The organism is Streptomyces verrucosisporus, assembly GCF_017114865.1.
Taxonomy (GTDB): domain Bacteria; phylum Actinomycetota; class Actinomycetes; order Streptomycetales; family Streptomycetaceae; genus Streptomyces; species Streptomyces fenghuangensis.
Genome location: NZ_JADEYH010000002.1, coordinates 300,156 through 318,432, shown reverse-complemented (window position 1 = coordinate 318,432; position 18,277 = coordinate 300,156). Strand labels below are relative to the sequence as shown.

Below are 18,277 nucleotides of genomic sequence, written 5' to 3'. Positions count from 1 at the left end.
GCGCTGCGGGTCGTCACACTTCGCAGGGGGCACCATGGACGGCGAGGGGCACACCGGACGCGAACGACTGCAGCAGCCGGACAACGATCGTCACCGGCTGCGTTTCGCCGTGCTCGGACCGGTGCGTGCCTGGCGGGACGGCGAGCCGGTCGGCGTCGGCTCGCCCCAGCAGCGTGCCCTGCTCGCCGCCCTGCTGCTGCGCGGCGGACAGACGGCCACCGCACAGGAACTGGTGGACGCGCTGTGGGGCGAGAAGCCGCCGCAGCGCGCCCTGGCCGCGCTGCGCACCTACGCCTCCCGGCTGCGCAAGGCGCTCGGCGCCGAGGCCCTGGTCAGCGAGTCCGGCGGCTACGCGATCGGGCCGGGGCCCGGCACCGAGATCGACGCGGACACGGCCGCCGCCCACGCCCTGGAGGCGGAGAAGGCCGCCTCCGGCGGCGACCGCCACCGGGCGCGCGAGCTGTACGGCCTGGCGCTGGCGCAGTGGGACGGCGAGCCCCTGGCCCACCTCCCCGGGCCGTACGCCGAGAACCAGCGGACCCGGCTGGAGGAGTGGCGGCTGTCCCTGCTGGAGCACCGCCTCGACCTCGACCTCCAGCTCGGCTCCCACGCCGAGGCGGTCAGCGAGCTGACCGCCCTGACCGCCGAGCACCCGCTGCGCGAGCGGCTGCGCGAGCTGCTGATGCTGGCGCTGTACCGCAGCGGACGGCAGGCCGAGGCCCTGGCCGTCTACGCCGACACCCGGCGGCTGCTGTCCGAGGAACTGGGGGTGGACCCCCGCCCGGAGCTGGCCGAGCTCCAGCAGCGCATCCTGCGGGCCGACGAGGAGCTGGCGCGGCCCGTCGAGGAGTCCGCGCCGCCGGGCACGGCCACCTTCGTACGGCCCGCGCAACTTCCCGCGACCGTACCGGACTTCACCGGCCGCACCGCTTTCGTGTCGGAGCTGGGCGATCAGCTCGTCGCCGCCGAGAGCCGAGTCATGGCCGTCTCGGCGGTCGCGGGCATCGGCGGGGTGGGCAAGACCACCCTGGCCGTGCACGTCGCCCACGCCGCCCGCGACCGCTTCCCCGACGGCCAGCTCTACGTCGACCTCCAGGGGGCGGGCCCGGCACCGGCGGAGCCGGAGGCGGTCCTGGGCGCGTTCCTGCGGGCCCTTGGCACCCCGGACTCCGCGATCCCCGACGGGGTGGAGGAGCGGGCCTCCCTGTACCGCTCGACGCTGGCCGGGCGCCGCATCCTGGCCCTGCTGGACAACGCCCGCGACGCCGCCCAGGTCCGCCCCCTGCTGCCGGGCACCGAGGGCTGCGCGGCACTGATCACCAGCCGGATGCGGATGGTGGACCTGGCCGGCGCGCACCTGGTGGACCTGGACGTCATGAGCCCCGAGGAGGCCATGACGCTGTTCACCAGGATCGTCGGCGCCGACCGGGTCGGCGCCGAGCGCAAGGCCGCCATGGACACCGTCGCCGCCTGCGGCTTCCTGCCCCTGGCCATCCGCATCGCCGCCTCCCGCCTGGCCGCCCGCCGCACCTGGACGGTCTCCTTCCTGGCCCGCAGACTCGCCGACGAACGCCGCCGCCTGGACGAACTCCAGGCCGGCGACCAGGCCGTCAAGGCCACCTTCGAACTGGGTTACGGCCAGCTGGAGGCGGAGCAGGCCCGCACCTTCCGCCTGCTGGGCCTGGCCGACGGCCCCGACATCTCCGTCCACGCCGCCGCCGCCATGCTGGACCGCGCTCCGGAGGAGACCGAGGACCTGCTGGAGTCCCTGGTCGACACCTCCCTCCTGGAATCGGCCGCCCCCGGCCGCTACCGCTACCACGACCTGGTGCGGCTCTACGCGCGCACCTGCGCGGAGCGCGACGAGGACTCCTCCTCGGAGCGGTCCGCCGCGCGGTCCCGGCTGCTGGACTTCTACCTGGCCACGGCGGCGGGCGTGTTCGCCCTGGAGCGCCCCGGCGACCGCACCGTGGAACACCTGGCCGCCACCGACCGTCCTGGCCTGGCTTTCGACAGCCGTGCCACGGCGCTGGACTGGCTGTTCGCCGAGGCCGACTGCCTGCTGTCCTGTGTGGAGCAGTCGGTCGGCGGCGACACGCTGCGCCGCGCGACCGACCTGCTGATCGCGGCCAAGGACCTGGCCGACTCCGGCACCCACTCGCTGCACTACGAACGGGCCGCCACCGCCGTACACGAAGCCGCGCAGACCACTGGAGACACCTGGGCCGAGGGCCGCGCCCACATCATGCTCACTCATGTACACACGGTGGCGGGCCGCTTCGACCTGGCCGACGAAGACGCGCACCGCGCCATGGTGCTCGCCGAGTCCACCGGCGATCCGGTTCCCAGGTGCTACGCCCCCAACGACCGCGGCATCATCGCCATCTATCAGGGCCGCTACGAGCACGGCGAAGCGCACCTGAACCAGGCCATCGAGGCTTTCCGGACCGACGGCAACCGCACCGGCGAGGCCAGCGCCCTGTGCAACCTCTCCCGCATCCATCTGGCCCTCGGCCGCATCGACAGCGCGATCCGGCTCGCCGAGCAGGGTGTGGACATCTACATCGACATGAAGCTCAACATGCGGCTGGCCAACGGTCGTTACGCCCTAGGAGTGGCGTTGACGAGTGCCGGGCGCGTCAGCGAGGCCCTCGACCAGCTCAACAGGGCTCTCACGCTCTTCCACGAAAGCCGCCAACCGCTGTGGGAGGGCGTGACCCATCTGCGGCTGGCCGAGGCGCACCTGGCGGCACGCCGCCCCGCGCAGGCCGCCGCTCACGCCGAACAGGCCCTCGCGCTGCGCGGCATCGGCGGTGAGTGGCGACGTGGGACGGTACTGATGACCCTGGGTCGTGCGCTGGACTTCCTGGGCCAGACGGACCGCGCACGTGCCTGCTGGCAGGACGCACTGACCATCTTCGATTCCCTGGGTTCCCCCGAAGCCGACGAGGCCAGGAAGTTACTGGCTCCTGCCGTCGCCGCGTAGCGACTCGAAGGGTCTGCCGCCGGAGGCGGACGTTCATCGATCGTTTATCGCCGCGCGCCATGCTTGTACCCATCGACCCGTCGCGTCGGGGGGCAGGCAGGTCGATGGGCCCAACACCCTGTACCACCGGGATGAGCGGCCCGAAGTCCGTCCGGCGGCCCACGGGGGAGCCGCCGGACGGGCCCCCGGGATTCAGTTCGTCACCAGACCTAGGAGTCGGCCGTATGAGCGAGACCACCAAGAAGCCCATCACTGGCGGTCCCAACCAGGACAACCACGTGTCGAGCCCCGGCAGCGACGGCCCGACCACTCAGGACAACCACGTCTCGGGCGGTGCGGCCGGCACGGAGGACAACCACGTGTCTGGTGACGGGGTGAAGTAGGACCACACCGGACGGGGGACACCAGGGACCAGCGGCGGCGATGCAGAGGGGGGATCGCCGAAGCTGGTCCCTGAATGTGTGCGACGGACGGATCGCGCCACTACTGGACGGACTTTCGGCCACGAAGATCGAACGGCCGCCCCTCCATCGCTAGTTTGGCCCATGAAGGGGAACATCGTTATCCACAGAGGAGCCTTTATGACTCGCTCGAAGAAGGTTCTCGCCGCCTTCGTTCTCGCGGCAGCCCTGACGGGCGGCGCCGCCGCCCCGGCCATGGCCGAAAACCACGTGTCCGTCGGACCGCAGAACACATCCGCGCCGATGCCGTGTGAGAACCACGTGTCCACAACGGGATGCGGCGGCTCCGCCGAGACACAGAGCGACAACCACGTCGCCTGAGACGAGGACGTACGGCTTGCGGGCAGTCCGGAAGACCTGCGGACCATGTCAACGAGCCGGGGCGGAAACGCTGTCGCGTTTCCGCCCCGGCTCGTTGACGGAGCCTCATATTCCGCCTCGGTGAAGGAGCTTGCCGGAGCGCGCCGAGGCATGTGTCGTGCCCATGCCATCCTGATACGGGCCCAGCACCCGTTGATCGCGCGGCCGGTCCCCGCCGGGGCTCTCCGCACCCGGACCGGTTCAGCCGACCACGTAGACACTGCAGTCGTCCGCGGCCCCCACCATGCTCGGGTCCCGCGGCTTCACCTCGACGCGCTTGGTCTGGTTCCTTCCCACGCTGACGCGCTGAGAGGAGACGTCGATGGCGTCCCCGAAGTCGTCGACCAGATACACGCGGACGGTGTAGATGCCGGCGTCGCCGTCGGAGAGCTCGACCACCGTCCCCTTCTTGCCCCTGGCGCACGAGATGATCTCGGCGTCCGGCTCGTCCTTGCGGGACGAGGAGCCGGAGGATCCGGAGGAACCGCTGCCGGCGGTCGTGCCCCGGTAGCCGCTGTAGCTCGACCGGCTGCCGGCCTTGTCCTTGCCGCAGCCCCCGCCTCCGCCGCCTCCGCTCTTGCTGCTGCTCCCCCGGCCGCCGCCGCCCTTGCCGCCGCCGCTCCGGGCCTGGCTGAAACCGGACAGGGCCAGCGTCACGACGGTGACGACGGCTATCAGCTTGAGATGGCGCTTCACAGAGCGCTTCATGACGCGTTCTCCCCCGGTGGACGCTCGGTGCGCGTACGCACCCGCTGTTGACTGCCGGACTTTCCACCAGGGTTCACGCGGGGAGGGGCCAACGGGGTTCCCGCGCACGGCGGTTCGCCGGAAAACGGAACGGGCGGAACGGCGCGGAACGCGGGAACGGGAACGGGGGCGGGGACGGGTCAGGCGCGGGCCTGGCCCGTCCCCTTGGCCGCGTCCAGCGCGTACACGCAGCGGTCCCGGCTGCACGCGAAGACCACGCCGCCCGCGACCACCGGCGATCCGGTGATCTCGCCCTCCGTGGCGAGCTTCCAGCGCAACTGGCCCCCGACTGCGTCCAGCGTGTACAGGCAGTGGTCCGCCGAGCCGAAGTGGACCCGGCCGTCCGCCGACACCGGTGCGCCGGTGATCTCGCCGCCCGTCGCGAAGCGCCAGCGGGGGGTGCCGCTGACCGCGTCCAGCGTGTAGAGCGCGCCGCCGCTGCCCAGGTGGACCAGCCCGTCGGCCACCACCACCGGCTCGGCCGACTGGCGGGACTCGGTGGCGATCCGCCAGCGGTCGTGGCCGTTCGCGGCGTCCAGCGCGTACACCGTGCCCAGGTAGTCGGCCAGGTAGACGCCGCCGCCCGCGATCGCCGCGCCCGGTGCGAAGGCCGGCGGGCACAGGAACGCGGCGGGCGCGTCGAAGCGCCACCGCTCCGCTCCGGTGGCCGCGTCCAGGGCGAAGACGCGCGAGCCGGCGCTGACGTACACCGCGCCGTCGTCGGCGGGCAGCAGCCGCACCGGGACGCCGCCGGTGGCCGAGGAGTCGCCGACCGGGTGCGACCACTGCTCGGCGCCGGTGCGCGCCTCCAGGGCGTACAGCCGTCCGTCGCCCCAGACGTAGACCGAGCCGCCCCTTATCACCGGGCCGGCCTCGGCGGTCTCGAAGTCGGTCTGCGCGCCGGACAGCTCCCACAGCCGCTCGCCGCTCGCCGCGTCCCACGCCTGTACGCCGCCGCCCCGGGTGCCGGTGACGACCGTGCCGCGGTCGGCACGCAGCGCGTACACCCAGCCGTCCACCGCCAGCCGCCAGACGTCGGAGCCGTCGCGGGCGTTCAGGGCGTACAGGCTCGGGCCGTCGGAGGCGTGGACCCGGCCGTTGCCGACGGCCATCGACCACGCCACCTCGCGGGTCTTGAACTGCCGCCGTCCCGTCGCCACGTCCAGCGCGTGGACCTCGAAGGAGGTGACGTACAGCAGGCCGTCGGCGACGACCGGGGTGCCCCACACGTCGTTCGACATCCGGAAGCGCCACGGCCGCCAGCGCGGCGGAGCGGCGGCCTCGTCCCCCGCAGGGCCGCCCGCGGCGCCGCCGGAGGGGCTGTGGGGGGAGGTCTGGGAGGGGGTGCGCGGCGGTGGGTGGGCCACGGTGGCGCCGAGGGCGCCGGTGCCGTCCGCACCGGCGCCGTCCGGCGCGCGCAGCACCCAGGACGTCGGGGCGCTCACCTCGGTGACGCGCGCCCGGGGCCGCCGGGGGCCGGGGCCGATGGGCAGCGGCGCGCCCGGCAGCAGTACGGAGCCGCCGTCCGCCGGAGGGTGCGGGGGCGGCGGGACGGGGGCGTGCGGGGGCGGCGGCACCGGAGGCGGCGCCACCGGGGGCGCGGCCACGGACGCGGCGGGCCCTCCCCCGCCCCGCGGGTCGGCGGCCGGGGGCCGCCATCCGGCACCGTGGCCCGCCTGCGCCCGGGAAGGGGCCTGGGACGGCGCGCGGGCGGCCGCGGGCGCCTGCTCCGGCGCCCGGTGCCTGGGCCGGGAGGCCGGCTTCACGGGCCGCGCCCGGCCGCCCCGGTGCCGCTCGATCAGCGCCACCGCGCCGGCCGGCAGCCAGGCGGAGGCCGTGCCGCTGTCGTCGCCGCCGGAGGAGAACAGGTGCGGGGCGAGCTGCGCCTGGAGGTCGGCCGGGGTGGGCCGCTGGTCGGGCTCGGTGCGCATGCAGGACTCGATGAGCGGTCCGAGCTCGTCGGGCAGGCCCTCCAGGTCCGGGCCCTCGCGCAGCAGCATGAAGACGGTCTCGACGGGGTTCGCCCCGTGGAAGGGCGGATGGCCGGTGGCGGCGAAGACCAGGGTGGAGCCGAGTGAGAAGACGTCGCTGGCACCCGTGACGCTGCGCGAGTCCCTCGCCTGCTCGGGCGACATATAGGAGGGGGTGCCGACGGCGACGTTGGTCATCGTCAGCCGGGTGTTGGACACCCCGGAGGCGATGCCGAAGTCGATCACCCGCGGGCCGTCCTCGACCACCAGCACGTTGGAGGGCTTCAGATCGCGGTGGACCAGGCCCGCCCCGTGGATGGACTGGAGCGCCTCGGCGACGCCGGCGGCCAGCCATCGCACGGCCTGCGCCGGGAGCGGCCCGCACTCGTTGACTATCTCCTCCAGGGACGGCGCGGGCACGTACGCGGTCGCCAGCCACGGCACCGCGGCGCGCGGGTCGGCGTCCACGACGGCGGCGGTGTAGAAGCCGCTGACCGCGCGGGCCGCCTCCACCTCGCGGGTGAAGCGGACCCGGAAGAGCTGGTCCTCGGCGAGCTCGGTGCGCACCGTCTTGATCGCCACCCGGCGCCCGGAGGCCGAACGGGCGAGGTAGACCAGCCCCATGCCCCCGGCGCCCAGCCGTCCGAGCACCTCGAACGGGCCGATACGCCGCGGATCGTGCTGCGTCAGCTGCTCCACCACTTGCCTGCCACCTCCCCGTCGGGGTCGACGATCGCCGCCCCGCGCAGCCTTCCACCGCCGTACCGGTCCCGCGGTCCGACAGCGATTCTTCCTGGCGGAGCCCTCGGTTGCGAACCCGGGGGCGGTGAGTCGCCCTTTCCCCGGCCGGCGGGCTCCGGACGGGGCCGGTTCCTTCGGACGCTACGCCGTCCTCGCCGCCGGGTCCGGGCTCAGGGCGCGGTGGAGGTGTCCAGGACCCCGAAGCGCGCGCCCTGGTTGTCGGCGAGGACGGCGTAGCGTCCGAAGGGTGTGTCCTGCGGGCCGTCGACCGTACGGCCGCCCAGGCGCACGGTCGCGCGGACGGCCGCGTCGCAGTCGGCGACCGCGAAGTGGACGAGGAAGTGGGCGGGCATCTCCACCGGGTACGTCTCGTCGATCATCGTACGGCTGCCGACGGCGTGCTCGTCGTCGGCGGGCTCCCCGCGCGGGGCCCAGACCATGACGTCGGCCGCCTCGCCCGCGCTCTCGTCACCGGCCGGATACATGACGTAGCCGAAGACCTCCCGGTAGAAGGCGTCCACCGGTTCCCTCTCCCGGGTGCACACCTCCGTCCACACGTACGAGCCGGGTTCGCGCACCGCCTCGAAGCCCGCCAGCGCCTCCGGCTGCCACAGGCCGAAGACCGCGCCGCCCGGATCGACGGCGGTGGCCGCCACCCCTTCCGGGCCGACCGTCCCGGGCTCGGTGACGAGCTGCCCGCCCGCGGCGCGGATGCGCCGGGCGGTCGCCGCGGCGTCGGGGGTGGCGAGGTAGACCGTCCACACCGTCGGCAGCCGGCCGTCCGGCTTGCGGACGAGCGAGGCGACCCGCCGGCCGCCGAGCAGTGCGACCGTGTGGGAGCCCTGCCCGGGCCGGTCGGACTGCCCGGGCAGGGCGGGCCGCGCCGGGTCGCCGAAGGTCCAGCCGAACAGCTCGCCGTAGAAGCGTTTGCCCGCCTCCAGGTCGGGGAGCATCGCGTCGGTCCAGCAGGGTGCGCCCTCGGCGAAGGCGCCTTCGACAGCGACCATCTCCCGCTCCTTCCGCACCGTTGCGCCCGACAGGCGAACATTATCCTCGTATCACCCCTCTTGCAGTAGATCACCCCATTTGGGGTCGGTCGAATCGCGGCCTGATCATCCCTCGGTAAGCTGACGACATGACAGGACAAGTACGAACTGTTGACGGTCGGGTGGCCGGGCGCCGAGGCCAGGCGACGCGGCAGAAGCTGCTCACCTGCCTCGACGAAATGCTCAGCTCGTCGCCCTACCGCGACGTCAGGGTGATCGACGTCGCCCGGCGCGCGGGCACCTCCCCCGCGACCTTCTACCAGTACTTCCCGGACGTGGAGGGCGCCGTCCTGGAGCTGGCCGAGGAGATGTCCCGGGAGAGCTCCTCGCTGAGCGAGCTGGCCACCGACCGCACGTGGACGGGCAAGGCCGGGTGGCGGACGGCGGAGGAGCTGGTGGACGGCCTCCTCTCCTTCTGGCGGGAGAACGACGCGATCCTGCGGGTGGTGGACCTGGGCGCGGCGGAGGGGGACAAACGTTTCTCCAAGATCCGCTCGAAGGTCCTCGGCGGGATCACCGGCCCGCTGGCCGACTCCATCGGGAAGCTCCAGTCCAAGGGCAAGGCGGACCCCGACATCAGCCCGGCGGCCGTCGCGGGCTCACTGGTGTCGATGCTCACCTCGGTGGCCGGCCAGCAGAAGGCCGCACAGAGCTGGGGCGCCAAGAAGTCCGACCTGAAGCCGAACCTCGCCTATCTGCTCTACCTGGGCGTCACGGGCCGAAGGCCCAGCCGGTAGGCGTCCGGGCCCCGGCCTCCGCGCATCCGCGCGCCCGCGACCGGGTCCGCCCGGCCCCGTGCCCGTTCCGTGCTCGTCCCGTTCCTGTCCGTGCCCGGCTCCCCGGGCGGCCGGCCCCTGTCACCGGCCGCCCGGGGAGCCTTTCCTCATGCCTGGCATCCGGACGCCCGGACACCCGGGGTGCCCGGGGTGCCCGGGGCACGCCCGCAGGCGTCAGAAGCGGCTGTGGAGGAGCCGGTTCGGCGAACCCTCACCCGGCCCCGTGACCCGGTCGGCGCTCGACGCGTCCAGCAGCGCCCGGGTCACCGCCGCGGGCGTGGCGTCCGGGTTCTTCGAGACGTGGAGCGCCGCCGCGCCCGCCACATGCGGTGCCGACATCGACGTACCGCTCATCGTCCGCTCCGCGGTCTGCGAGCCGATCCCGGCCGACGGGACGGAGGCGCCGGGCGCGAACACGTCCACGCAGTCGCCGTGGTTGGACCAACTGGGCCTGGAGTCGTCCCGCGCCGTCGCGGCCACCGTGATCACGGACGGCTCGCGGGCGGGCGACTGGGTGCACGCGTCGGTGGCCTTGTTGCCCGCCGAGACCACGACGGTGATTCCCGCCTCGACCATCCTCCGCACCGCCGCGTCCTTGGCGTCACTCGCGGAGCCGCCGATGCTCACATTGGCGACCGCTGGTCCGGTGGCGTTCTCCGCGACCCAGTCGTAGCCCGCCAGCACGCCCTCGGTGGTGCCCGAGTTCTGGCAGTTGAGCACCTTCACGGCGACCAGCCTCACTTCCTTGGCCACACCGTGGGTCTCACCGCCCACGATCCCCGCCACATGCGTGCCGTGCCCGTGGCAGTCGGAGGCCGTCCGGTTTCCGTCCACGAAGTTGTAGCCGTAGGAGGCGCGCCCGCCGAAGTCCTCGTGGGCGATGTTGATGCCGGAGTCCACGACGTAGGCGGTGACGTTCGGCGCCGTGGCGCCGTAGCCGTAGCTCGCGTCGAGCGGCAGGTCTCGCTGGTCGATGCGGTCCAGGCCCCAGCCCGGATCCGCCTGCAGCAGGGTGCCGCTCACATCCGGCCCCTTCGACGGGCCCGGCGTCCACGGCAGGTCCGGCGCCTGCGGCAGGACGTCGCCGCGCTCGACGCGGTTGGCCTCGACGTACGCCACCGAGGGGTCGGCGGCCAGACGCCGCGCCTGCTTCTCGGTGGCCTTCAGCGAGAAGCCCTTGAGGGCCGAGGAGTAGGTGCGCTCCGCCTCGCCGCCGAAGGCGCCGGTCAGCTTCTCGGCCCGGTCGCGTACGCCTCCCGCCGTCATCGGCCCGCGGGCCCGGTCGCCGGATTCCTTCAGCACCACGATGTACTCGCCGTCCAGCGCGCCGGGGGCGTCCGCGCCCCGGACCACCCCCAGGGGAGCGGGCTCCGGGCCGGGGGAGGCGGCCGAGGCCGCCGCGGTGGTGGTGCCCGTCAGGACGAGCGCCGCCAGGGCGGCGCCGACGGCTATCCGGGGTATTCTGGCCTTCTTCAAGGTGTGTTCCCTCTTCACTGGGAGTGCGTTGGCGCGTTGGTGCGTGTGCGTGTGCGTTGGAGAGTGCTCACGGTTGTAGTCGATGGGGCGTCACCCACGGGGCACCGGGGTGCCGTGGCACGGCCGTGCCCCGGTGCGCTTCTGTGCCGGGCCGGCCGTGTGTGCCGGCCGGGACGCATGCCGCCGGGGCTCACAGCCAGCCCCGCCGCTGCGCCTGTAGGGCGAGCTGGAAGCGGCTGCCCGCGCCGGCCCGTGCCATCAGCAGCTCCATGCGGCGGAAGAACGTGCGGCGGCTGACGCCCAGTTCGCGGATGATCTGGCTGTCGGGCACCCCCGCGACCAGCATCGCCAGGATGCGGCGCTCGGCCGGGCCGGGCCTAGCGGCGCCCGGCGCGGGGGCCCCGCTGTCGGGGTGGACGGGCAGTGCCCGGTCCCAGTACGCCTCGAACAGCGCCCGCAGCGCGGCGAGTAACGCGCTCGGCCGCACCACGAGCATGCTGCGGCTGACGTCCACGTCCGCGATGGACATCGAGACGAAGCCGACGCGGTCGTCCACCACCATCAGCTTCACCGGCAGCCCGGACACCACTCGGGCCTCCTCGCCCGCGTCCACGCACGGCTGGACGTTCTCGGTGAGGTAGCCGGGGCGGGCGAGCGACTCCCGTGTGTACACCACCCGGTAGCGCACCCCGCGGCGCAACTGCCCGACCTCCTCCTTGGTGCCGCGCTCGGTGTCCCAGAAGTACGGCGGCGAGTCGAACCGCAGCACCTCGCGCCGCGCGCCGCCCAGCGCCTCGCCCAGCACCCGCTCGATGTCGCCGCCGGTCACCTCCTCGGCGACCGTGCCGCCCACGGCCGACGGCGTACGGCGGCGGTAGCGCTCGTAGGCGCGCGCGACCGCCAGGCGGGCCTCCTCCAGCCGCAGCGTCTCACGCCGGGAGAGCAACTCCAGTGCGGACGCGGGCGGTACGGGCACCAGCGCGACGGCGGGATCCTGCGCGCCGCGCCCGTCGCCGCCGTCCCCCTCGCCGGCGGGCACCTCCGCCGCCAGGCCGAGCGCGAGCAGCGCGCGCCGCGCCTCGGGGGAGGCCGGGGGCGCCGGGCGGCCCGTCAGCAGTGCCACGTACAGGGCGACGGCCCCGCCGTCCACGCCGAGTGCGGACAGATGGGCCGCCAGGGTGTCGGGGCACGGCTCCTGCGCCGGTGCCCCGTCTCCGTCGCGACTCACGCTGCGGCACCTTAGTGCCGCTGTCCCGCAGGTGTCACTGGCCGTCCGCGCACCGGTGTACAAAGTCCGCGTACACCGCTCGCCGGCCGGTCCTCGACTCCGGCCTCCGGGCGGGGTGGTGCCGCTTCCGTGGCGGTGATCACGGCCCGGCGCCCGGGAAGGTCCCCCCGGGCGCCGTACAGCGCACGGAGGCAGGGCGGCGATCTCCGGGTATCCGGGCCCCTGGGCGCAGGTCCCGCGTCCTGGGGTCCGGACACACGGGGCGAGCCGGTGAAGGGTGCGATCGGCGATGCCTCCCCGCATCGCGCCGGGGGGCCGCCGGTCCGCCGGGACGCCGTGTCCCGGCGGACCCCGGCTCCCCGCCCGCCCCCGTTCCCGCTCCCTTCGCACACCTCTCGGATTGACGGGCCCCCCGCCGGAGCAGGATCGGGGTGTGACGACGACGAGCGCTAGGACGTGCGGGGAGCAGTTCGCGGTGGTGCGGCTGCCGGAGTTCACCGGGGCCGACCGGGAGGAGGTCTGCGGGGGTGTCCCCGATCCCTACCAGATCGAGGGGCTGGTCATGGCGTGGCGGCCCAAGCGGGAGCACTTCGGCATCCGGCGGGAGGGCCGCCTGGTCGCGCACGCGGGTCTGGTGACCGTGCCGGTCTCCGTCGCGGGCCGGCGCACCGAGGCGGTGGGCCTGGGCGGTGTGATCGTCGCCCCCGGACTGCGCGGACAGGGCCTGGCCCGGGCGGTCGTCACCGCGGCGATGGACCACGCGCGCGGTATGGGCCCCGACGCCGGCCTGCTGTTCTGCTGGCCGGAGTGGATGCCGGTCTACGAAGCCCTGGGCTGGCGGGAATTGGAGGAGCACGTCCGCGTCGACCAGCCAGACGGGCCGGTGACCATGCCGATGCGCACCATGTGGACGCCGCTGCGCGAGGGCGCCGGCTGGCCGCCCGGCCCGGTGCACCTGCTGTCGCTGCCGTTCTAGCGCCGTTTCGGCCAGGGTTTGCCCGGTGGCGTGGCTTCCTCGGCCTCCGGCCGGGGCACTCCCAGCGCCTGGGAGCGCCCCTGGCCCCAGGGCCGAGGGGACGCGATCGCAAGGCGGCCGGAGGCGGCGAGCGGGGTGAACCCTGGCCGACGCGGCACCGGGTTTCCCCGGCCCCGGCCCGGGAAGCCGGGTTCGCGGTGCCGTCCCGGCGTTCGGAGGCCGGGCACCCGGGGGAGGAAGCGGGGCATAGACTCGTGGGCATGCACATGTCCGACGACAGCAGACCGGTGCACATCATCGGGGGAGGACCCGGCGGGCTGGCCACCGCCGCCGCACTCAGGGAGCGCGGCATACGGTCCGTCGTGCTGGAGAGGTCCGGCTCGGTCGGGGCCTCCTGGCGCGGCCACTACGACCGCCTGCGACTGCACACCACGCGCCGCCGGTCCGCGCTGCCCGGCATGCCGATCCCGCGCTCCTACGGGCGCTGGGTGCGCCGGGACGACCTGGTGCGCTACCTGGAGGAGTACGCGCTCCACCACCAGTTGGAGATCGCCGCGGGCGTGGAGGTCGACCGCGTCGACCGGGCCGACGACGGAAGCTGGATACTGCGGGCCAACGGCGGCCGGGAACTGGCCGCGCCGGTGGTCGTGGTGGCCACCGGGCACAACCACACCCCGCGCGTGCCCGACTGGCCCGGGCGCGACTCCTTCGAGGGCGAGCTGCTGCACGCCCGCTCCTACCGCGACGCCCGGCCGTACGAGGGCCGGGACGTGCTGGTCGTCGGCACCGGCAACACCGGCACCGAGATAGCCCTGGACCTGGCCGAGGGCGGCGCGGCGCGGGTGCGGCTCGCGGTGCGCACCCCGCCCCACATCGTCCGCCGCTCCACCCTGGGCTGGCCGGCGCAGGCCACCGGCATCGCGGTGCGGCGGCTGCCGGTGCGCGTGGTGGACGCAGCGGCCCGGGGGATGGCTAGGGTCTCCCTGCCGGACCTCACGCGCCACGGCCTGCCGCGCCCCGATGCCGGGCTGTACAGCAGGGTGCGCCAGGGCGCGATCCCCGTGCAGGACACGGGTTTCGTCAAGGCGGTGCGCCGGGGGCGGATAGAGCCGGTGGCGGCGGTGGAGTCCCTCGACGGGGCCCGGGTCACCCTCGCCGACGGCAGCACCGTCGCCCCGGACGCCGTCATAGCGGCCACCGGCTACCGGCGCGGGCTGGAGGAGATGGTGGGCCACCTAGGTGTGCTGGACGAGCGCGGGCTGCCCCGCGCCCGCGGCCCCCGTACGCTGCCGACCGCCGCGGGTCTGTACTTCACCGGCTACACCAACCCCATCAGCGGCATGCTGCGCGAACTGGCCATCGACGCGAGGAGGATCGCCCGCGCCGTCGCCCGCACGACGAGCGGATGACGGACCGGCCGGCGGACGGGCGTGTGGAGGGGCACGCGGGCCCTGTGCCGGATCCGGTCGCGTGTCCGCCCGCCGCGCGGGTCGTCTGCCTGGACGCCGCCGACCGCGTCCTCCTGCTGGAGTGGCGCGATCCGTACGACGGTTCACGGCTCTGGGAGCCGCCCGGCGGCGGCATCGAGCCCGGTGAGACGCCTCGTCAGGTGCGCACCGGCTGGGCGCGGGGCTTGTCGTAGGCGCCGTGCGGGGTGGTACGGGCCCCGGCCCTTCCGGTGTCCCCGGTGTCGTGTGCGTCGGCGCTCTCGGCCACCGCGCCGCTGCCGCGGTCCAGTTCGCACCAGATGCGCTTGCCCGTACCCTCCTGGAGCCAGCCCCAGCGGTCGGCGAGCCCGACCACCAGTTCCAGACCGCGTCCGCCGGTGGCGTCGCCCTCGACCGGCCGCCGACGCGGGGGGCTGCTGCTGGTGTCGGCGACCTCGATCCGCACGGTCCCTCCCCCCGCCACGAGGCACCCGGAGAGGAGCATGCGCAGCACCGCGGGGCGCCCGGTGTGGACGACGGCGTTGGTCACCAGTTCCGAGACCAGCAGTACCAGTGTCTCCACCAGGGACTCGTCCGGCTCCAGGCCGAAACCGGCCAGCCTCGACCGGGCCCATCTGCGGGCTCTGCCCACCTCCCTGGGATCGCTTCCGACCTCCAGCTGCACCTGAAGCATCTGCACCCTTCACACCGTCCATGGCCCGGGTCCGCACGGCCCCACACCGACGCGAGGCCACTGTCCGTTCCCCCGGTGTCGCACAGAGTGCTGTAACCGGCGCCGCGGCAACAAGCGCTTCGGGCATATTCCGGCGCAAAGGAGTAGTGGCACCGCATACTGTGCGACACCCCGGCCGGGGAGTCGAACATCCGAGCCCGGCGGGCGGAACGCGCTCCGCCGCGCGACCGTCCGCCGCGGTGCGCCGCCGGATGAGCCGGTGTGCGACCGGAAGTGCCCGTACTCGCCAACTCCCCTTCCGCAGAGCGCCTTTCGTGATCGACTTGGGTCCTGGAAGTGACAGCGGCACTCATCGCCGCCCTCGGTAGCCTGCTGGGTTCGGGTATCACCTACGCGTTCCAGCACCGGACGACCGCGTACGGCGAGGATCCGGCGCGCCGGGAGCGGCTGCGGCAGGAGGGGGTCGACGCGTACCGCCTGCACGCCGGGGCCCCGCACAACCACCGGCGGATGCTGGTGCACCGGTGGTTCACGGAGCACGGGAGGCCGGGCGAGGAGGACACATGCCCGCCCTACCGCGGGAGGTCCACCGGCTGTGCTCGGAGGCCCGCGAGTCGCTGTTCCGCGTACGACTCCTGACTCGCTCACCGGAGTCGGAGGAGACCGCACGGGCCGCCCTGGAGGCGGTGACCGCTCTGCACGGCAGGGAGCCGGACCGCCGGGGCCTGGACGCCCTCCGGACCTCCTCGAAACAGGCGATCGAGGGCTTCGTCACGGCGGCTGCGCCCTACGTCGGCGAGCCCCCGGAGGCGGGCGTCGCACCGGCACGGCGGGGAACGGTCAGGCGCTGAGCGGGCTGGCGGCGTCGTCCGCCGCCGCGTCGAGGTCCGGGTAGCAGTCGAAGAGCCGGCGCACCCCGAGCGCGGCGAGGACCCGGTTGACGTGGGAGCCGTCCACCGCGCCCTGGGCGGGGAGGATCAGCCGGAGGCGGCCGGCGCACGAGCGCATCAGCCGGCGCGAGGCTATGAGGACGCCGACGCCGCTGGAGTCGCAGAACAGCACCTGCGACAGATCCAGTACGAGGCTGCGGCGGCCGTCGGCCACGGCGTCGTGCACATGCTGGCGGACCACGGGAGAGGTGACGAGATCCAGTTCACCCGACACCCGCAGCACGGCCCACTCCCCCCGGTCCTCCCCGATCACCTTCAACGACACGTGCTCGTAGTCCCTTCATCCGCCGACACCGACCGGAACGTTCCCTTCCCGCCCTTCCTCCTCGCCGATCGCCCCTGCCGGACATCGTCACGACACCTGCAGACCCCGACCCTATGCCGAACCGGGTCTCCGCCTCTCCCAACTTCCGGTCACACCCGCGTAACACCCCCCCGGAACCGGACAGGATCGAACCGTCCCGGTCAGCACGAAGGCGCACAAAGTGACCGGATGACGACCATGAGCAACCGTGTGGAGGAGCACACTGCCGCAAAGGGAGGCGTCCTGTCAGCCTCTGCCATTACATTCGAGACGAGCAGCAGGCTGGGGGTGGAGGATGCCGAACGAGACGCCCGACGGGACGACCGGCACGACACGTCCGCACCGGGACCACGCGATACGGCGGCGGCTGGTGCGGGGCGAGCAGTCCGCGCTGGCCGAGCTGTACGACGGGCACGCGTCCGTGGTGCGCGGCCTCGCCCACCGCTTCCTGGACGACGAGGACGCCGCGGACCGCGTCGTGGCGGAGGTCTTCGCCGAGGTCTGGGCCGATCCCGGGGCGTACGAGCCGGAGCGCGGCTCGCTGCGCTCGTGGCTGACCGAGCTCACCCGGAGGCGGGCGCTGCGGCACCTGGACGAGAGCCCCCTCGACCCGGGTGCGCGGGCCCGGCTGGAGGAGCGGATCCGCGCCGCGTCCGCCGCCGCCCGCGCCGACCACATGGTCACCGCCATGCCCGGCTCGCTGCGGACGGTCCTGGAGCTGGCCTACGTGGGGCGCCGGGACTACCGCGAGGCCGCCGCGGAACTGGGCGTCAGCGAGGACGAGGCGCGGCGGCGGCTGAGACTGGGGCTGCAACTGCTCTCCGCGGCCGCCGGGAACGGGGCGGAGAAGGCATCGTGAGCCCCGTCGGGGACCGGGAGACCGGGCTGGAGGCCGGGGCGGGGGCCGGGGCGGGGGCCGGGCTGGAGACCGAAGGGGTGGCCGGACCGGAGACCGCGGGGGTGGCCGGACCGGAGACCGCGGGGGCCGGCGGCGCGTTCGACGAAGAGCACCTCGCGCTGAAGTCCCTGCTGGGTGCGTGGGCCCTGGCCGTCTGCTCCCCCGAGGAGACCGAGGCCGTCGAGGCGCACCTGCCCCGGTGTCCGCCCTGCGCCGGGGAGGCGCGGCGGCTGCGGGACGCCGTGGGGCTGATGCACCGCGAGGAGAGCCTGGACCCGGACCCGCTGCTGCGCTCGCGGGTGCTGGACGAGTGCCTGCGCCGGCGCCCGGCCAGCACGCCGCTGCCGGAGTGGGTGGCTCCGTACGACGCGGAGACCGCACGGCTCGACGCGCTGCTGCGCGACATGGGCGAGGCGGAGTGGAACACCCCGGTCCGGCTGCACTGGGCGACCGGCGAGCGCACCCTGACGCTGTGCGGGGTGCTCGCCCACCTCGGTTCGGTGGACGGCCTGGTGGCCACCGCCCTCGGGCTGGACGACCCCCTCGGCCCCGGCGCCCCGCGCACCGTGGGCGACCGCACGGAGACGGCGGTCGAGCGGTGCCGTGCGCACGGGCCGCCGTTCGTGCGGAACAAGTGGCGCACCCAGACCCGGAACATCGTGCGCGCCGCGGCCCTGCGCGCCCATGACGCAGCCCTGCCGGTGGACTTCACCGAGTTCCGGCGCCCGCTGCGCGACGCGCTGGCCGGACGGGCGTTCGCGTGCTGGATCCACGCGGAGGACATCGCCGCGGCGGTCGACTACCCGTACGGGCCGCCCGCGCCCGAACACCTGGCCCGCATAGTCGACTTCATCGCCCGGCGGCTCCCGGAGGCCGTGGCGGCCCGGCGCCGCGCCGGACTGGCCGCCCCGCCGCGCCGGCTGACGGCGGCGGGCGCGCCGGGCCGCACCCTCCACCTGGAGATCGGGGGCCGGGGCGGCGGCGACTGGTACGTCCCCCTGGACTCCCCCGCCGCCCTCGCCTCCCCGGAGCACACGGTGGCCCGTCTGGTTCTGGAGGACGCGGAGTTCTGCCGGCTGGCCGCGGGCCACGTACCGCCGCGGGAGGCGGCCGCGGGGCGGGAGGGCGACGACGAGGCCGTCCGTGACGTCCTGTGGGCCGTGGCCACGCTCTCGCGGATGTGAACGCGCCCGGCCGTGCCCCGGTCGCGCCTCGGCCGTGCCACGGTCATGGGCGC

Annotated in this window: 17 protein-coding genes; 10 read left to right on the top strand and 7 right to left on the bottom strand. The window is 74.3% G+C overall.

From position 1 onward, the window contains the following. The first annotated feature begins 34 nt into the window (after positions 1-34). The 3 genes from afsR to IQ279_RS04410 all read left to right on the top strand — a co-directional run bounded on the left by afsR (position 35) and on the right by IQ279_RS04410 (position 3,768). On the top strand, positions 35-2,986 hold the full coding sequence (gene afsR / locus IQ279_RS04420) for an SARP-family global regulator AfsR (RefSeq protein ID WP_206346949.1): 2,952 nt from the start codon (positions 35-37) through the stop codon (positions 2,984-2,986). Positions 2,987-3,210: 224 nt separating this feature from the next. Continuing rightward, positions 3,211-3,369, top strand: a complete 159-nt coding sequence (locus tag IQ279_RS04415) for a hypothetical protein (protein WP_206346948.1) — start codon at positions 3,211-3,213, stop codon at positions 3,367-3,369. 198 nt (positions 3,370-3,567) lie between these two features. After that, positions 3,568-3,768, top strand: coding sequence for a hypothetical protein (locus tag IQ279_RS04410; RefSeq protein WP_206346947.1), 201 nt, complete (start codon positions 3,568-3,570; stop codon positions 3,766-3,768). 240 nt (positions 3,769-4,008) lie between these two features. Here IQ279_RS04410 and IQ279_RS04405 read toward each other — a convergent pair whose 3' ends face one another. The 3 genes from IQ279_RS04405 to IQ279_RS04395 form a co-directional block, all read right to left on the bottom strand. Further along, positions 4,009-4,515, bottom strand: a complete 507-nt coding sequence (locus tag IQ279_RS04405; RefSeq protein WP_206346946.1) for a hypothetical protein — start codon at positions 4,513-4,515, stop codon at positions 4,009-4,011. Between the two features lie 179 nt (positions 4,516-4,694). Further along, complete coding sequence (afsK, locus tag IQ279_RS04400; RefSeq protein WP_206346945.1) at positions 4,695-7,226, bottom strand: protein serine/threonine kinase AfsK; 2,532 nt, start codon at positions 7,224-7,226, stop codon at positions 4,695-4,697. Between the two features lie 209 nt (positions 7,227-7,435). Further along, positions 7,436-8,272 carry a VOC family protein gene (locus tag IQ279_RS04395; protein ID WP_206346944.1) on the bottom strand — a complete coding sequence of 279 codons (837 nt, stop codon included), beginning with the start codon at positions 8,270-8,272 and terminating at the stop codon, positions 7,436-7,438. A gap of 128 nt (positions 8,273-8,400) precedes the next feature. On the opposite strand from IQ279_RS04395, the gene IQ279_RS04390 reads away from it, so the two are divergent. Continuing rightward, positions 8,401-9,048, top strand: a complete 648-nt coding sequence (locus IQ279_RS04390; protein WP_206346943.1) for a TetR family transcriptional regulator — start codon at positions 8,401-8,403, stop codon at positions 9,046-9,048. A 213-nt stretch (positions 9,049-9,261) separates the two neighbouring features. Here the strand turns inward: IQ279_RS04390 and IQ279_RS04385 are convergent, their stop codons facing one another. Continuing rightward, on the bottom strand, positions 9,262-10,563 hold the full coding sequence (locus IQ279_RS04385; RefSeq protein WP_206346942.1) for a S8 family peptidase: 1,302 nt from the start codon (positions 10,561-10,563) through the stop codon (positions 9,262-9,264). A gap of 190 nt (positions 10,564-10,753) precedes the next feature. Then, positions 10,754-11,791: a LuxR family transcriptional regulator gene (locus IQ279_RS04380; RefSeq protein WP_206346941.1), complete on the bottom strand. Its 1,038-nt coding sequence runs from the start codon at positions 11,789-11,791 to the stop codon at positions 10,754-10,756. Positions 11,792-12,224: 433 nt separating this feature from the next. On the opposite strand from IQ279_RS04380, the gene IQ279_RS04375 reads away from it, so the two are divergent. From IQ279_RS04375 to IQ279_RS04365, 3 genes are all read left to right on the top strand, one after another. Then, the gene (locus IQ279_RS04375) at positions 12,225-12,767 is read left to right on the top strand and encodes a GNAT family N-acetyltransferase (protein ID WP_307792178.1); all 543 of its coding nucleotides are present in this window, start codon (positions 12,225-12,227) and stop codon (positions 12,765-12,767) included. A gap of 260 nt (positions 12,768-13,027) precedes the next feature. Beyond that, complete coding sequence (locus IQ279_RS04370) at positions 13,028-14,176, top strand: flavin-containing monooxygenase (protein WP_372445069.1); 1,149 nt, start codon at positions 13,028-13,030, stop codon at positions 14,174-14,176. Then, the gene (locus tag IQ279_RS04365) at positions 14,173-14,409 is read left to right on the top strand and encodes an NUDIX domain-containing protein (protein ID WP_241027565.1); all 237 of its coding nucleotides are present in this window, start codon (positions 14,173-14,175) and stop codon (positions 14,407-14,409) included. The genes IQ279_RS04370 and IQ279_RS04365 overlap by 4 nt, the downstream gene beginning before the upstream one ends. Here IQ279_RS04365 and IQ279_RS04360 read toward each other — a convergent pair. After that, a complete protein-coding gene (locus IQ279_RS04360; RefSeq protein ID WP_206346939.1) occupies positions 14,373-14,894 on the bottom strand; it encodes an ATP-binding protein in 522 nt (173 codons plus the stop codon). The two genes, IQ279_RS04365 and IQ279_RS04360, sit on opposite strands and share 37 nt — an antisense overlap. A 518-nt stretch (positions 14,895-15,412) precedes the next feature. Here IQ279_RS04360 and kilB point away from each other — a divergent pair. Next, positions 15,413-15,739: a plasmid transfer protein KilB gene (gene kilB, locus IQ279_RS04355; RefSeq protein WP_505011406.1), complete on the top strand. Its 327-nt coding sequence runs from the start codon at positions 15,413-15,415 to the stop codon at positions 15,737-15,739. Here kilB and IQ279_RS04350 read toward each other — a convergent pair. Further along, entirely contained in the window at positions 15,729-16,103 is a 375-nt protein-coding gene (locus tag IQ279_RS04350) for an STAS domain-containing protein (RefSeq protein WP_206346937.1), read from the bottom strand. The genes kilB and IQ279_RS04350 overlap by 11 nt on opposite strands. A 334-nt stretch (positions 16,104-16,437) precedes the next feature. Here IQ279_RS04350 and IQ279_RS04345 point away from each other — a divergent pair, with 334 nt between their 5' ends. Together IQ279_RS04345 and IQ279_RS04340 are read left to right on the top strand one after the other, a co-directional pair. Next, positions 16,438-17,001 carry an RNA polymerase sigma factor gene (locus tag IQ279_RS04345; RefSeq protein ID WP_206346936.1) on the top strand — a complete coding sequence of 188 codons (564 nt, stop codon included), beginning with the start codon at positions 16,438-16,440 and terminating at the stop codon, positions 16,999-17,001. Next, the gene (locus tag IQ279_RS04340; protein WP_307792177.1) at positions 16,998-18,224 is read left to right on the top strand and encodes a zf-HC2 domain-containing protein; all 1,227 of its coding nucleotides are present in this window, start codon (positions 16,998-17,000) and stop codon (positions 18,222-18,224) included. The genes IQ279_RS04345 and IQ279_RS04340 overlap by 4 nt, the downstream gene beginning before the upstream one ends. Positions 18,225-18,277: the final 53 nt, after the last annotated feature.

Excerpts from the sequence above, each read along its gene's own strand:
- IQ279_RS04395 (WP_206346944.1), bottom strand. The coding sequence starts at position 8,272 with ATGGTCGCTGTCGAAGGCGCCTTCGCCGAGGGCGCACCCTGCTGGACC.
- afsR (WP_206346949.1), top strand. The coding sequence starts at position 35 with ATGGACGGCGAGGGGCACACCGGACGCGAACGACTGCAGCAGCCGGAC.
- IQ279_RS04365 (WP_241027565.1), top strand. The coding sequence starts at position 14,173 with ATGACGGACCGGCCGGCGGACGGGCGTGTGGAGGGGCACGCGGGCCCT.
- IQ279_RS04345 (WP_206346936.1), top strand. The coding sequence starts at position 16,438 with ATGCCGAACGAGACGCCCGACGGGACGACCGGCACGACACGTCCGCAC.
- IQ279_RS04415 (WP_206346948.1), top strand. The coding sequence starts at position 3,211 with ATGAGCGAGACCACCAAGAAGCCCATCACTGGCGGTCCCAACCAGGAC.
- IQ279_RS04370 (WP_372445069.1), top strand. The coding sequence starts at position 13,028 with ATGCACATGTCCGACGACAGCAGACCGGTGCACATCATCGGGGGAGGA.
- IQ279_RS04410 (WP_206346947.1), top strand. The coding sequence starts at position 3,568 with ATGACTCGCTCGAAGAAGGTTCTCGCCGCCTTCGTTCTCGCGGCAGCC.
- IQ279_RS04390 (WP_206346943.1), top strand. The coding sequence starts at position 8,401 with ATGACAGGACAAGTACGAACTGTTGACGGTCGGGTGGCCGGGCGCCGA.
- IQ279_RS04405 (WP_206346946.1), bottom strand. The coding sequence starts at position 4,515 with ATGAAGCGCTCTGTGAAGCGCCATCTCAAGCTGATAGCCGTCGTCACC.